This window comes from Nocardiopsis sp. B62 (assembly GCF_018070675.1).
Classification (GTDB): domain Bacteria; phylum Actinomycetota; class Actinomycetes; order Streptosporangiales; family Streptosporangiaceae; genus Nocardiopsis; species Nocardiopsis prasina.
Map to the genome: position 1 here is coordinate 23,262 of NZ_JAGPXK010000025.1, position 14,751 is coordinate 38,012.

9 protein-coding genes are annotated in these 14,751 nt (G+C 70.5%); 3 read left to right on the forward strand and 6 right to left on the reverse strand.

What is annotated here, in order from left to right; genetic code table 11:
- Positions 1-252: 252 nt before the first annotated feature.
- The 4 genes from KBX21_RS21500 to hisS form a co-directional block, all read right to left on the reverse strand.
- On the reverse strand, positions 253-1,101 hold the full coding sequence (locus KBX21_RS21500) for an AMP-binding protein (protein ID WP_049578422.1): 849 nt from the start codon (positions 1,099-1,101) through the stop codon (positions 253-255).
- A 416-nt stretch (positions 1,102-1,517) separates the two neighbouring features.
- Positions 1,518-4,022: a LuxR C-terminal-related transcriptional regulator gene (locus KBX21_RS21505; RefSeq protein WP_210843362.1), complete on the reverse strand. Its 2,505-nt coding sequence runs from the start codon at positions 4,020-4,022 to the stop codon at positions 1,518-1,520.
- 166 nt (positions 4,023-4,188) lie between these two features.
- Positions 4,189-6,639, reverse strand: coding sequence for a tetratricopeptide repeat protein (locus KBX21_RS21510; protein WP_210843312.1), 2,451 nt, complete (start codon positions 6,637-6,639; stop codon positions 4,189-4,191).
- Positions 6,640-6,792: 153 nt separating this feature from the next.
- On the reverse strand, positions 6,793-8,106 hold the full coding sequence (hisS, locus tag KBX21_RS21515) for a histidine--tRNA ligase (RefSeq protein ID WP_210843314.1): 1,314 nt from the start codon (positions 8,104-8,106) through the stop codon (positions 6,793-6,795).
- Between the two features lie 1,007 nt (positions 8,107-9,113).
- On the opposite strand from hisS, the gene KBX21_RS21520 reads away from it, so the two are divergent.
- From KBX21_RS21520 to KBX21_RS21530, 3 genes are all read left to right on the forward strand, one after another.
- A complete protein-coding gene (locus KBX21_RS21520) occupies positions 9,114-9,731 on the forward strand; it encodes an ATP/GTP-binding protein (protein ID WP_049573572.1) in 618 nt (205 codons plus the stop codon).
- Positions 9,732-9,860: 129 nt separating this feature from the next.
- Entirely contained in the window at positions 9,861-12,167 is a 2,307-nt protein-coding gene (gene secA2 / locus KBX21_RS21525) for an accessory Sec system translocase SecA2 (protein ID WP_049573599.1), read from the forward strand.
- Between the two features lie 180 nt (positions 12,168-12,347).
- Positions 12,348-12,617, forward strand: a complete 270-nt coding sequence (locus KBX21_RS21530) for a DUF6406 domain-containing protein (protein ID WP_026128913.1) — start codon at positions 12,348-12,350, stop codon at positions 12,615-12,617.
- A gap of 812 nt (positions 12,618-13,429) precedes the next feature.
- On the opposite strand, the gene KBX21_RS21535 is transcribed toward KBX21_RS21530, so the two are convergent.
- Both KBX21_RS21535 and KBX21_RS21540 read right to left on the reverse strand, forming a co-directional pair.
- On the reverse strand, positions 13,430-13,702 hold the full coding sequence (locus KBX21_RS21535; protein ID WP_199776595.1) for a hypothetical protein: 273 nt from the start codon (positions 13,700-13,702) through the stop codon (positions 13,430-13,432).
- A 630-nt stretch (positions 13,703-14,332) separates the two neighbouring features.
- On the reverse strand, positions 14,333-14,749 hold the full coding sequence (locus KBX21_RS21540) for a hypothetical protein (RefSeq protein ID WP_210843316.1): 417 nt from the start codon (positions 14,747-14,749) through the stop codon (positions 14,333-14,335).
- Positions 14,750-14,751: the final 2 nt, after the last annotated feature.

Below are 14,751 nucleotides of genomic sequence, written 5' to 3' on the forward strand. Positions count from 1 at the left end.
GAGGGCTCCGGGGCCGCCGGAGCCACCCGAACCCCAGGGGTGCGCTCCCGCGCCGCCCGGAGCGCGTTGGACCGCGCTCGCGGCCACACGGAGCCCTCGGGTGCGCTCCCGGTGGCACCGGAGCGGGGTTCGGTCGACGGCCGGAACGGGCGTGACGCCCTCGGAGGCACCATGAAGTCGGCTCAGCGAAGCACGGGCGGCACACCGGCCGGTCATCGCCCGCCCGGCGTCCCGCCCTCGTGGCCTGGCGTCCTAGCTCGCGACGTCGGGCCGGGGATGGTCGATACGCGTGGGGACGGGGTCGCACGTGACCGTCACCCGGCGCCCCTCGGGCGGCGGGCAGTCCTCGCCCGCGACCACACAGGTCCCGGTCCACAGCGCCAGCGCCACGAGGGCGAGTCTGGTCGCCTCGTCCCCGGACTCGCCCACGGCGACGACGTCGTCGGCGGTCAGCTCCAGTTCACCGCGCAGCTCCGCGAATCGCGCCAGCAGGTCGTGGTGGGTGTGCAGGGTGGTGAGTATGTCGTCGCCGACCGGCTCGTACCCCAGGTGCCCGTTGTCGAAGAGCCCTCTCGCGGGGCTGTACCCGTTCCCGTCCGGGCTGGGCAGCAGCAACTCCCTGAACGGAGTGGTCCCCAGGGCGGAGCCGAAGGTGATCACCTGTCGCACCCGCGAGCGCTCGGCCAGTTCCAGGCCCCGCTCGGCCAGCTCCTCGCTCACCATCAGCAACCGGGCGTCGGTCTCGGCCAGAGCCCGGCACTGGGTGCGCAGGTCGGACTCCGGGGAGACCGTCAGCGCCCTGCCGCCCACGGCCATCACCGTGTACGAGGCCAGGAAGCGGTCGGGGGAGACCGGCGCCAGCACGCCGACCACGTCCCCAAGGCACAACCCACGACGACTCAGCCCCGCGGCGGCCTGCTCGACAGTGGCCGCGAAGGTCAGTGCGTCCGTCCGCCCGGACGCGCCCCGGATCGTCCCACCGCGCGCGTTCCGCAGCCGCAGCCGCTCGCACAGCCCTCCGGTGAGCGAGCCGATCGGGTCGTCCCGACGCGGCAGGTGACGGCCCGGTCGTCCGGTTCCTGAAGTCAGTCCTACCCCCATGCGATCCCCCACTCGAACGGTCTCCATGCGGGCCCGCTACCCGGGCTCGTCACGCCCCCTCCACGTGGCGAGCCCGGAAGCGCCGCGCCGGACGTTCGCCGCGAGGGACCTCCCCAGGTTTCCCCTCGCGCCAGCGCGGTTGCCCACCGGTTCCGGGAGCCTACCCGGTACCGACGGCGCGACGGCTCCCCGGTGTTCGGCCCGGGATCCGACGGCCGTTTCTGGGACCGGCCCAGCCCTGTTCGCACAGTGCCGGGAGCTCGAAGTCCCATGGCTTCGACCCTAGCGCCTTCATGGCAATATGCACATGCATATGGCCATGCAGCTGCATATGTAGATTCGTTGTCCCACCGGGACTACACAACCCGCGCTGAGCCCGGATCGGCAGTTCGCGCGGGGTGGGGGGTGAGACCGGGTCAGCCCGACCGGTGCCGCTTGATCCAGGCGCTGATCTGTGTGCGGGAGTTGAAGCCCATCTTCCGGTTGATGTTGGCCACGTGTCTGGCCGCCGTCGAGGACGTGATGAACAGGGTCCGGGCGATCTCGGGGTTGCTCTTGCCGGTGCTCACCAACTGGGCGATCTCCAGCTCCCGCCGGGTCAGCAGCTTCCCGGGGCTGGCCGACTCCGGTGAGGGCGGGACCGGCGCGGGTTTGGCGGCGGCCGGGGGCTGGGGACGAGTACGGCGCCGCGGGGTCGGGCGACGGCTCTCCTCGGCCAACAGCTCCGCCTCACGCACCGCCTCGAACTGGCTCAGGGCGTGTCCCTGTTCCCACCAGACCACCAACTGGCGACGGCGCCGACGGCCCCGCTCCTCGTCTGTGAACGGCCACGGGGCCTCCGGCTCGGGCAACCCGATCCGCGAGCGCAGCGCGGTGGCGGCGCCTGCCAGGCGGCAGGCGGGCTCGCGCAGCCCGGATCCGAACGCCACCCGGGCCAGGGACACCAGGCTCCGGGCCGCCTCGGCCCGCTGGCCGCTGGCGTGGCTGAGCAGCAGCCCCTCGCTCAGGTAGTCGTAGGCCTGACTGGTGTGACCCTGCGCGTGCGCCACCCGGCCGATCCCGGCCAGACAGCGCGCCTCCTCGGACACCGCACCGATCAGCCGCTGGGTGTCCAGTGCCTCCCGGTAACAGCGGTCGGCGGTGATCAGGTCGTCGTTCGTCTCCGCGGCGCGGGCCTGGTTCATCAGGGTCACCCCCACCCCCCAGCGGTGGTCGATGCCCCGCAGCAGCGTGAGTGCTGCGTTGTAGTGGTGGTCGGCGGTGGGGTAGTCACCCTGCTGGCACACCAGGGCCGCCCGGCAGCCCAGGGCGATCGCCTCGCCCCACAGGTCACCGGCCTCCCGGCACAGGCGCAGGGCCTCCTCGACCCGGACCGAGGCGCGGTCAAGGTTGCGCTCACGCACCTCCACCAGGGCCAGCAGGCTCAGGCAGGTGCGCACGAACGCGTCGTCACCGGCCTCCCGGCACAACCGCAGTCCCTCCTCGCCAGCCTCCAGGGCCAGTTCGTGGTCCCGGCGCACACGTGCCAACTGGGCCCGGCCGACCAGAGCCCGCGCCCGGGAGGGAGCCTTCGCGGTCTCCTCCAGCGCCAGCAGCCGGTCCATCCAGTGCGCGCCCTCGGAGTAGTTGTTGTGGCTCACCCAGTGGGCCACCAGGCTCACGCACAGCCGCAGCCCGGGTTCGGCCGCGCCCTTCTGGAGGGACCAGCGCAGCAGCGACCGAAGTGTGTCGTACTCGGCGATCACCCGTTGGCGTCCGGAGTCCCGCTCGGACCACGGCATGGACCGGCTCGACTCCAGCCGCTGCCCCAGGTCCTCCGCCAGGCTCAGCATGCGGGTCAGCAGACGCTCCTGGATCGTCTCGGACTCGCCCGAGGCGACCAACCGCTCCTGCGCGAACCGGCGCACCGCCTCGGGCAGCCGGTAGCGCACCCGGCCCTCGAACTCGCCGGTGACGGTGATCAGGGAACGGTCCAGCAGCGACGTCAGCAGGTCCAGGATGGCCGACTCGGGCAGCGACTCGTCGGCGCACACCTGCTCGGCCAGCTCCAGGTCCCAGCCCCGGAACACCGACAGGCGGCGCAGCAGCACGCGTTCGGGTTCGGGCAGGCCCCGGTACACGAAGTCCAGCACCAGGGGCAGCACATCGCTGCGCGAGACGGCCTGCCCCGGTCCGGGCTGGAACACGGGTGAGGCCAAATGCGCGCGCAGCCCCTCGGTGAGCGCGGCGATGCCCTCCTCCGGGGCACGGGCGCCCAGCACCTCGATCCCCAACGGAACCCCGCCGCTCAGATCGCACAGGGTCGCCACGGCGTCCAGCTCCGGACCCGTCGCGGTGAACCGTGGGTCACGGGCGCGGGCCCGGTCCAGGAACAGCCGCACCGACTCCGCGTCCGCGGGGTCTGGGGGAGGGGCGTTGCGCGGGACCACCGGCAGGGCCATGGCGGGCACCCGCCACACCGTCCCCCCGGTCAGCCGCACCGGGACCTCGCTGGTCAGCAGTACCGACAGGGCGGGGCACTCCGTGAGCAGGGTCTCCCCGACCGCGATCACCTCGTCCGCGATGTGTTCGCAGGAGTCCAGCACCAACAGCAGTCTGCGGTCCCGCAGGGCCTCGGTCACGGTCACTCCGAGCGGCAGCCCGGGCTCCTCGACCACCCCCACCGCCTCGGCGATGCGCGCGTGCACCTCCAAGGGGGTGCGCACGTCGGTGAGGTCGGCGATCCACACCCCGTCCGGGAACGAGACGGTGGACTGCTCGGCCACGCGCAGGGCCAGGCGCGTCTTGCCGATACCGTCCGCGCCGCACAGGGTGACGGACCTGCTGGAGCCGAGCAGGCGGAGCAGATCGCTGAGATCTCGCTCCCGACCCACGAAACTGGTGCCCGGCAGGGGGAGATTGTGCCGCGCTGGCGCGGTCAAAGGTGCCATGGCCTTCACAAGTAGGGGCTGTTGGGGGTGTTCTCACCACGGAGGATACGAGGGGGGACGGGGGCTTGCGTCATCGAGGTGGGCGAAGTGGCTTGGACTTTCTGGTTTAGCGGGTGCACGCGCACTGTGCAAGTGCTTCGGTGCGAACACCCTGAATTCAGCCGGGTTCTCTCGGTGAGGCCCAGCCGGTCAACTGCGTCCTCGACGAAATCGAAAGTTTTCTGAAGATGTTCGCGATATGGCGGGCGGCGGTGGCCTGACTGATGGTGAGATGGGTCGCGATCTCCCGGTTGGACAGCCCCCGCTCCGCCAGCGTCGCGATCTCCCGTTCCCGTGGGGTCAGCGAGTCCGGCCCGGACAGCTGGGGCGCGGGCGGGCGGGGAAAGGCCAGGGCCCGGTCGCGCACCTGCTCCAACGGCAGCGGACGCCAGGCGTTCCAGGCCTCGGTGGCCCGTCCCGCCCCCACTCTTCGCTCCACTGCCGACCGCAGCCGGACGGTCTCGGCCGAGGGCCGGTCCAGCGCCGTCCGCAGGTCGGCCGCCACCCCGGCCAGGGCCGCCGCCCGCGTGGGCTCCTCCTCGGCCAGCGCCAGCTCCGCCAGGGCCTCCAGAGCCTCGGCCACCGCGATCCGGCGACCCGAGGTGAAACTCACCCGCAGACACCGGCCCAGCGGCTCCCGGGCGGACAGGGGGTCCCGCGTCGCCAGGTGCAGGCGGCCCAGGTCCGCGGCGCACCTCGCGGCGTAGGGGTCGGAGGGCAGCTCGACGAAGACCTCCAGGGCCTCGGAGAACAGCTCCCGGGCACGCTCGTGGTCGTCGGCCTCGGCGGCGATGGTGCCCAGTCCGTACAGGGCGCGCGCCTCACTCCAGCGGTCGCCCAGACCCCGCGAGGAGTCGGCGCTCTCCTCCAGGTGAGCGACGGCCTCCCCGGTGGCGCCCTGCCGCCGGGCCAGCTCGGCCAGGACGCCCCGGGTGCTCGCCTCGGTCATCGGATCACCGGACAGGCCCGCCCAGTCCAGGGCCCGGGCCGCCTGCCGTTCACCCTCCTCCAGCGAACCCAGGCGCATGGTGAGCGTCGCCAGGGTGGTCAGGGCCGAGGCGGCGGCGATGGGTTCGCGGCAGGCCCGCGCGGACTCCAGCGCGCAGGAGGCCAGGCTCTCGACCCTGGGCGCGGGGTCCACGTCCAGGCGCAGCTCCGCGTGCAGGGCCAGGGCCCTGGCGCGCAGCACGGGCGCCTGATCGTCGGGCTGGTGCGACAGCACCCGCTCCAGGAGCCTGCTGCCCTCCGCGGACAGGTCCCGCATCAGCCAGTAGGCCCGCAGCGCCACGCACACCCGCAGGGCGTCGTCCACGCGGCCGTGTGAGAGCGCCCACTCCACCAACCGGGAGTGGTTCTCCCGGTGGTGGTCGTACATCCGCAGCCGCCCGAGCCACTCGTCCCAGGTCTGCGAGGTGGCGGAGCTCTTGGCCGCCTCCTCCAGCCGACCCACGGTGAACCGCAGGTAGCGGTCCCAGCGCCGGTCGCTGTCGGCTCCCAGGCGCTCGGCCGCGTAGGCCCGCACCGTCTCGGTCAGCCGGTAGTGCGCGGTCCCGTTGACCTCGGCGTCCATCACCACCAGGGACTTGTCCAGCAGGGAGAAGTGCAGGGAGAGCACGTCCGTGGGGTCCACGCCGTCGCCCGAGCACACGTCCTCGGCGGCCTCCAGGTACCAGGTGGAGAACAGGGACAACCGGTGCAGCAACAGCCGCTCGGTGTCGCTGAGCATGTCGTGGCTCCACTCCAGCACGGCCCGCAGGGTCCGCTGGCGTGCCGGGAGGTGGCCGGTGCCGTCACTGGTCAGGAGCTGGAAACGGTCGTCCAGTCGGCGCAGGATCTGCTGGACGGACAGCACCCGGACCCGGGCCGCCGCCAGCTCGATCGCCAGTGGCATGCCGTCGAGCATGCGACAGATCTCCGCCACGTAACCCGAGTTCTCGCGGGTCATCTCGAACCCGGAGCGCGCCGCGTGGGCCCGGGTGAGGAACAGGCGCACCGACTCGTACCGCTGCGCGTCCCGCCGGGGGATCGGTGCGGGGACCGCCGCGTAGGGATCGGTCGGTGTGGGCCGCGCGGGCAGCGAGAGCGGCGGGACCCGCCAGATGTTCTCCTCCTGCACGTGCAGCGGCTGGCGGCTGGTCACCAGGATCCGGACGCGGGGACAGTCCCGGAGTACGGCCTCGCACAGCTCCGCCATGGGGCCCACGGCGTGCTCGCAGGTGTCCAGCAGCAACAACAGGTGCTGGGTGCGCAACGCCGTGATGACGCCGTCCATGAGCGTCGTGGAGTCGCCGTTGACCGCCTGGAGGCCCGCCGCGACCGCGCGCAGCGCCTGTTCGCGGTTGGTGGCCTCGCTGAGGTCGATGAACCGCACACCGTCCGGGAACCGGCGCAGGACGCGCTCGGCGAGGTGGAGCGCGAGCCGCGTCTTGCCGATTCCGCCGGTGCCGGTCAGCGTGATCATCCTGGCCGTGCCCATGAGGCGGCTCAGGTCGACGATGTCGCGTTCACGTCCGACGAACTGGATGAACTCACCAGCGGACAGGGGCAGGTTGTGGCGAGGAGGAGACATGGCCTCGATAACTAGAACACCAATCGGCCCGTGCCTGAGGTACGGCACGGAGTACAGCCTGTCCCAGTCTCGCACCCGGGCCCTGAGGCTGTCTCGCGAATGGCCGGTTCCGGCACGGGAGGTCGGAAACCGCCCGTGCCGGACCAGAACCTGCTAAGTGGCGGGGGACCACACGGCCGGGTCGGCAGCGCCCTGCTCACCCTTGGCCATGTCCTTGACCTCGTGCTCGCCGCCCTCCTCGAAGGGCGGGAACCACACGAAGGGGATGCCCTTCTTGGAGGCGTACTGGATCTGCTTGCCGACCTTGGCGGTGGAGTGGAACACCTCGGTGTTGAACCCGCGCTCCCGCAGCAGCTCACCCGTGCGCAGGGCGTCGGCGCGACGCTCGGCGTTGGGCACCACGACCATCACGTCCGTGGGGCAGACCCGGCCAGCCTCGATCCGGCCCTCCGCCACCAGTTTGGCGAAGATGCGGGTCAGGCCGATGGAGATGCCCACACCCGGCAGCCGCTTGCGGATGAACTGCCCGGCGAGGTTCTCGTACCGGCCACCGGCGCAGATGCTGCCGTATCCGGGGTCGTCGTCGAAGGAAGCCTCGTACACGGTCCCGGTGTAGTAGTCCAGGCCGCGCGCGATGGACAGGTCCGCGACCACGCTGCCCTCGGGCAGGTCGGCGAGGTCGTTCAGGACGAAGGCGAGCTCCTCCAGCCCCTCCTCCAGCAGTTCCGAGACCACACCGAGCGCCCGGACCTCCTCGACGACACCGGCGCCCCTGATCCGGGCCAGCGCCAGGCAGGGGTCGATCTGCTCGGTGGTCAGGCCCTCGCCCTCCAGGATCTCGCGGACGCCGTCGTCACCGATCTTGTGGAGCTTGTCCACGGCGCGGATCACCGCGATGGGGTCCTTGACGCCGAGCCCCTCGTAGAAGCCCTGGAGCACCTTGCGGTTGTTGACGTTGAGGGTCCATGCCGGGATGTCCAGCCCGCTGAGCACCCGGTGCACGATGCGGGGCAGCTCGGCGTCGAAGTGCAGCGGCACCGAGTCCACGTTGATGACGTCGATGTCGCACTGGGTGAACTCGCGGAAGCGGCCCTCCTGGGGGCGCTCACCGCGCCAGACGCGCTGAATCTGGTAGCGCTTGAACGGGAAGGTCAGCTCGTTGAAGTGCTGGGCGACGTACCGGGCGAAGGGCACGGTCAGGTCGAAGTGCAGACCGAGCCTGGCGTCGGAGTCGTCCTTGGCGTCGGCCTGGAGCCGGTGCAGCGTGTAGACCTCCTGGGAGGTCTCGCCCTTGGCCATCAGCACGTCCAGGTTCTCCACGGAGGGGGTCTCCACGGACGCGAAGCCGAAGGACTCGAACCCGGCGCGGATATGGTCCAGCCAACGCTGCTCCACGGCCCGGACCTGTGGGGTCCATTCGGGGAAACCGCTGATGGGAGTGGGGCGGACGACGCGCTGATCGGACATGTGGGGTTCTCGGCTCCCTTGGGAGTGTGCGGCGTGTTCGGGAAGGCGCCCCTCGACCCGGGCCGCGGCCGTCGCCGCAGGGGGAGGGTGCCCGTCCATCCTACGCACCCGAGCCGCACCCAGGGGCCCGCTCAGGTGGAGTCCCGTCCGTGCGTGCGCCCCAGCCACTGACGGAGTACCGACTGTGCGGCTCAGCCACAGCCGGTGTGCTGCCCTGCCCCCTCGCGGGTGTGAGCGTCACCCGTACATCTTTGCCACTGGGGGGTACCCGTTCGAGCGCCGGAGAGGGTTCTGCAGGAGGAGTCGAGCCGCTAGCGAGGAACGAGCGTCAGGCGTGGACGACGACGAAGAATCCCTCTGCAAAGGCGCCGAACACGCACCGAAGCGAAGCGGAGGTGCAAAGAAAACACAGCCACCACACCCACCGGCCCACGTGGACGGTTGTGGGCCGGTGGGGCTGTGGACGCCCGTCGGTGGGGTGTGCGGCCGGGCCGACGTCGAAGAGCGAGACGTCGGGTCGGCCGTGCGCCCCTGGGCGCCGCCAGGGTCCCGTGGTGGTCACGTCCTCGTGCCAGGAGGTCGTTGCGACCGCGCTCAGGCGGGTGCCCTGCTCTCCACCGTAGATGGCGGGGCCGGTGCCGGACAGGGATCGGCGCGGCCGAAAGCGGCCGAAAATGGCCGCTCACAATGTCGTAAAGTCAACCTGCCGGGGTACAGGAGTGTGCTTGTCTGGCTACGGTCCGTCGGACACGACGGACGCCTCGCCACGAGGTGGACATCCACCCTCGTGGCCCTTCTGCTGCGTTTCGACCCGCATGGGCGCTGTGGTCGGGGATGTGACGTCTTCCCGCACTGTGTCGAAACCCCGGATTCCACTGCTGTCCGGTGTTAGGTTCCAGTAGCGGTCGTTTCCCGTGAGTTCGGAACCCGGGATCGCCGTGCCCCTCCAGCCCGGGTCGTGTGCGCCGTCCGTCCGTGCAGGCCCGGCACTCTCGCTAGGACTAACAGTGATCCACTCAGCTAACAGTACGAACAACGTCCACGCACCCAGTGAGCTGTCCACCAAGATCATCATCGCCGGGGGCTTCGGGGTCGGCAAGACCACGTTCGTCGGGGCTGTGTCGGAGATCCCCCCGGTCCGCACCGAGGCCGCCGTGACCGCGGCCAGTGCTGGTGTGGACGACCTCTCGCACACCCCGGACAAGACCACCACCACGGTCGCCATGGACTTCGGTCGTATCTCCCTGGACACCGACCTGACCCTGTTCCTGTTCGGCACGCCCGGCCAGCAGCGCTTCTGGTTCATGTGGGACGACCTCGTCCGGGGCGCCCTGGGCGCGGTGATCCTCGCGGACACCCGGCGGCTGGAGGACACCTTCCAGGCACTGGACTACTTCGAGCGGCAGTACCGGCTGCCCTTCGTCGTGGCCGTCAACGAGTTCGATCCCGAGGCCGCGTACAGCGCCGACGAGTTGCGCGACGCCCTCGACCTGACCCCCGACGTGCCCGTGGTCTACTGCGACGCGCGCGACCGCAGGTCCGTGGTCAAGGTCCTGGTCACCCTCGTCAAGCACGGGATGGCCCTGGAGGCGCGCCAGCGCCACCAGCGTCAGCTGGTGAACTGAGCGGGCCCACCGGGGTTGCGCACGAGTCGCTGGTCCTGGGTGTTCTGTCCCCCTTGGAGCCGACAAGCTGGTACCCGAGAGGAACCATTCGCTTGTGTCCGGCGTTACCCTGGCGTGGTGTTCGGACGAATGGCGGAAAGCGTCCGCCGCCTACTGGGCAAGCCCGGTGCGGTGGACCTGCGGCCCTATACCAAGCTCCTGCCGGCGATCGAGGCCGAAGAGGAGGGTCTGCGAGAACTCAGCGATGGCGAGCTGACGGAGAAGGCCATCGACCTCGGCTACGCCGAGCTTCCCTACTCCCAGAGTGACCTCGTGAGTCTGTGCGCGGTCGGCCGTGAGGCCGCCCGGCGCACCCTTGACGAGCGCCCCTTCGACGTGCAGTTGCTCGGTGTGATGGCCCTCCTCGACGGCCACGTCTCCGAGATGGCCACCGGTGAGGGCAAGACCCTCGCCGGTACCCTCGCCGCCGCCGGGTTCGCCCTGCGCGGCAAGCGGGTCCACGTCCTCAGCGTCAACGACTACCTCGCCCGGCGTGACGCCGAGTGGATGGGCCCCCTCTACGCGATGCTCGGAGTCACGGTCGGCTCCGTCAGCGAGGAGTCCACCGTCGACGAGCGCAAGGAGGCCTACGGCTGCGACGTCACGTACGCGGCCGTCAGCGAACTCGGCTTCGACGTTCTGCGCGACCGCATGGTGACCGACGTCGACGACCGGGTCGTGCCCGAACCCCACGTCGCCATCATCGACGAGGCGGACTCCGTGCTCGTCGACGAGGCCCGCGTCCCCCTGGTCCTGGCCGGTGCGGCCGAGGCCGTGGCCGCCGACGTCGAGATGGCCGACGTCGTACGGGGCCTCAAGCCGCGCCTGCACTACGAGGTCGACGGGGAGGGACGCAACGTCCAGCTCACCGACGCCGGTATCGACGCGGTCGAGAAGTCCCTGGGCGGCGTGGACCTGTACTCCGAGGACGACACCTCCGTGCTGCCCCAGGTCAACCTGGCCCTGCACGCGCACGTGCTGCTCCAGCGCGACGTGCACTACGTGGTGCGCGACGGCGAGGTGCGGCTCATCAACGAGTCCCGCGGGCGGATCGCCCTCCTCCAGCGCTGGCCCGACGGCCTCCAGGCGGCGGTCGAGGCCAAGGAGAAGGTCGCGGTCAGCGAGACCGGAGAGGTGTTGGACTCGATCACGGTCCAGTCCCTGGTCCTGCGCTACCCCACGCTGGCCGGGATGACCGGTACCGCCATGAGCGTCGCCGAGCAGCTGCGCGAGTTCTACGAGCTCGAGGTGGCGGTCGTTCCCTCCAACAAGCCGAACGTCCGCGAGGACCACGGCTCACTCCTGTACGCCACGCGTGAGGAGAAGGAGGACGCCCTCGTCGCCAAGGTGGAGGAGATCCACCGGACGGGGCGCCCGATCCTGATCGGCACGCAGGACGTCGCCGAGTCCGAGCTGCTGGCGGACCGGCTGCGCCAGGCCGGGCTGGAGAGCGTCGTCCTCAACGCCAAGAACGACGCGGACGAGGCCTCCATCATCGCCGAGGCCGGTACCCACGGCGCGATCACCGTCTCCACCCAGATGGCCGGGCGCGGTACCGACATCCGGTTGGGCGGCAGCGACATGACCGACCGCGACCGGGTGGTGGAGACCGGTGGTCTGTTCGTCATGGGCTTCGGCCGTTACCCCAGCAGCCGTCTGGACGGCCAGCTGCGCGGGCGGGCCGGGCGTCAGGGCGACCCCGGCGACTCCATCTTCTTCGTCAGCATGGACGACGACCTGCTGGTGAACCACGCCCCCGAGACCACCGGCTACAAGACCACGGCCGACGGTGAGATCACCGACGAGGGCTGGTTGGCCATGGTCGACCACGCCCAGCGGGTCTCCGAGGGGCAGCTGCTGGAGGTGCACCGCAACACCTGGCGCTACAACAAGCTCATCGACGTGCAGCGCGAGGTGGTCCTGGAGCACCGGGAGCTGGTCCTGTCCGGCGGGCAGGGGGACCGGCACGTCGCGGCGGACCGCAAGGCGCGCCACGACGAGCTGGTGGAGGAGCTGGACGCCGACGAGGTCGCCCGCGCCGCCAAGCTCATCACGCTCTACCACCTGGACCGGGGGTGGACCGACCACAACGCGTTCCTCTCGGAACTGCGCGAGGGCATCCACCTGAGGTACCTGGGCCGACGCGACCCCCTGGACGAGTTCAACCGCGAGGCGGTCCCGGTCTTCAAGGGCTTCCTGGACGAGGCCCGGTCCCGTGCCGCGGACAGCTTCGAGGAGCTGGAGGTGGTGGACGGTGAGCTGGACGTCAGCTCGGTGGGCGTGAAGCGTCCGTCGATGACCTGGACCTACATGGTGCACGACCACCCGTTCAGTTCGGCCCTGGAGACGCTCGTGGGCAGGCTCAAGGGCGGTCGGGGTACGTCGAGCGGTGACTGATTAATTCGCGGAACCGCCACTCGCGCGGGTCGGGACCAAAGTCCCGGCCCGCGCATTACTTTTGTCGGCTAGTCTGCTGAAGCGCTAATCAAACCCGTCGGTTCCCTGTTTAATTGGTGGGCACGGGTTAAAATGGATGCGTTTTCCAGGTTATTCGAGACGGTTGGGACTGAATCCACGGTGGTCCACGAGATCGGCGCGCAGGAGAAGATCAGTTACGGGCGCAACGACCGCTTCGCCGGCGGGCCCGTCGGTGGCGGTAGCTTCTGGACCGACGACGACGGTCAGCCGGTCGCCAAGATCGGCGGCCCGAAGGAGTGGCGGCCCACGCCCATGATCGACGTCCGCGTCAATGACGTGTTCAGCGTCGGTGGCCAGGCCTGGCGGGTGACGGAAATCGTCGACGCCGATTCGCCGAGTGCGTATCTGCTGGCCACACGGATTAGCTGAGGTCACTCCCCGGGCGGGCCTCGGGGAGGTTTTCTTCTGGCCCTCGTCGGAATCGCCGCCCCTCGCGACCGTTCTGTTGGTCGCGGTGGAACGTTTCCTGTTTCGGTTTTACCGACGAGGGCTTCTTTGTTTGTCCTCATCAGGATTTCTCGTGCCCCGAGGTGTTCGCGCACGTGTGCGACGGTTCGGTGGCACTGAGTTATCGCAGGTCGGCGCTGGTGCGCGGGGAATCCCCCGGAGGGTAATCGAGACATTCCGGTTACCCGAAGGGGGGTGTTCGCGTGACCGGTGCATCGTTAACGTTTGTGGAGTAGGCGCGCCCCCTGAGCGTGTGGGAGGGTCCGTCGTCCACCGGGAACACGGGTGGTCGCGCCGGTCACCGTCGGACCCAGGGGCTGTCCCCCGCCCCTGGGCCTGGCTCGCTCCCCGGGCCGTGTCGCCCCGACCGCCCCTGGCGGGGCAGGTCCGGCGCCCTCTCCTCCACCTTCTCCTCCGTTCTCCGTCGGCGCGCCCTCGGTCGGCTGCGGGCTGCCCCGCTGGGCGAGAGTGGATCAGGTTGCAGAAAGCTCGCCGCGTCCGCAGTGGCCCTCTTCCGCGATGCACGCAGGACATTCCAGTCAGACCGAGCGGCGCTCTGGTCTTGCGGTAGAACGAGTTCCATTATTAGCCTCTGGGTGTGCCTCGCTCGGCGGGGGTGCCCGACAGTTCGGTCGTGGGGTGCTCCCGACGGCAGGTGAACGACCGTCGCCCGTCGAAGTCGGATCGCGCCCCGGCCTCGGCGGGCGTCGTCCGTTCCAAGGGGGCGGTGGGGGTCAGCCGAGGAGCCGGGAGATCTCTGCGAAGGTCGGGCAGGGCCAGGGCAGACGGCAGCCCTGGCAGTGCGGGTCGTCGCCTTCGTCGGGCCTGTGCAGGCCGAGCAGATCCATGCAGACTCCGGCCAGGGCGGAGACCTCGTTGCGCGCGTTGGCATAGAAGGCGACGTCGTTGATCCGTGCCAGGGCGCTGTCGGAGCGGGCGTCGGGGAGCCCGACCGTATCCGGCTCCCAGGGCACCGCGCGGTCGGAGCGCTCCAGTATGCCCTCCACACACCGGAGCAGCCTGGCGTGTTCGGAGGTGTGGACACTCCCTGTCGCTGGTCTCGTGAACGGCGGCATCGCTGATCGCCCCCAACGGGTGGATACGCAGCGGCTCATCCCCCAAGGAAAAGCACTGTGACATAGCGTACACACCTCGTCGCGTATTGTCGCGACTTGGGGGTGTGGTCCGCCCCGGGCGCGTGGCCGCCGGACCAGGGGAGACGGGGGCGCGGGCTGTCCCCAAGGGGAGGGACAGCCCGCAGGTCGGGGGGAGGGAACCCGTCGCACGAGCGGGCCCCGCCTGGGGAGCGGTCAGCCGCAGCCGCCGCCGCAGCCGCAGGAGCCGCCGTTCTGGCAGCCGCAGCCGCAGCTCGATCCGCAGCCGCAGCCGCTCAGGCCCGGCGGCCTGGTCAGGGGGTCGGTCACAGTCCCTCCTCAAGGGCTCGACGCCGTCACCCGTGCGCGATCACACCCGGTCCGGGATCGGACCCGGCGCCACGGGCGAGTTTCCCGTCCCAGGAAGTGCCCGCTGCCCGGCTTTTCCAATCGAAGACGGGAACCTTGCCCTTCCGTGACCGTGGGACGTCACGACGCGGACACACGGGGTGCCCATGCTGACCAGTGCCTTCACTTTCGAGGTCAGGCGAAGAAGCTCGAGGCCGTGACCGGTCGGCGTGTCATTCGGTAGAGCCAAACCTGGCCCAGGAGCATGACCGGAACCACCGGCAGCAGCATGGACCACACGAACACACCGGCCATCCCGGGGAGGTCCATGGCTGGCAGTTCGGCGGACAGCGCCACCACCAGCCCCGGCACGGCCATCGCCAACGCCGAGGTGTGCCGGGAGAGCAGGGGACCGGTCAGCCCGCTCGTCGCCGCCAGCGCCGCAACCAGCGCGACGACCAGGGCCGCCGCGACCTCGGGGCGCGCCGGAACGGTGCCGCCCAACGCCGACCCGACCAGCACGGTCGACACCACGGCCGCCAACGCGACCCGGGCCAGGGGTCGGGTCGCGTTGGCGGCGGAGTCCGCGCTCTCCGCCTCCGACGCACCCACTC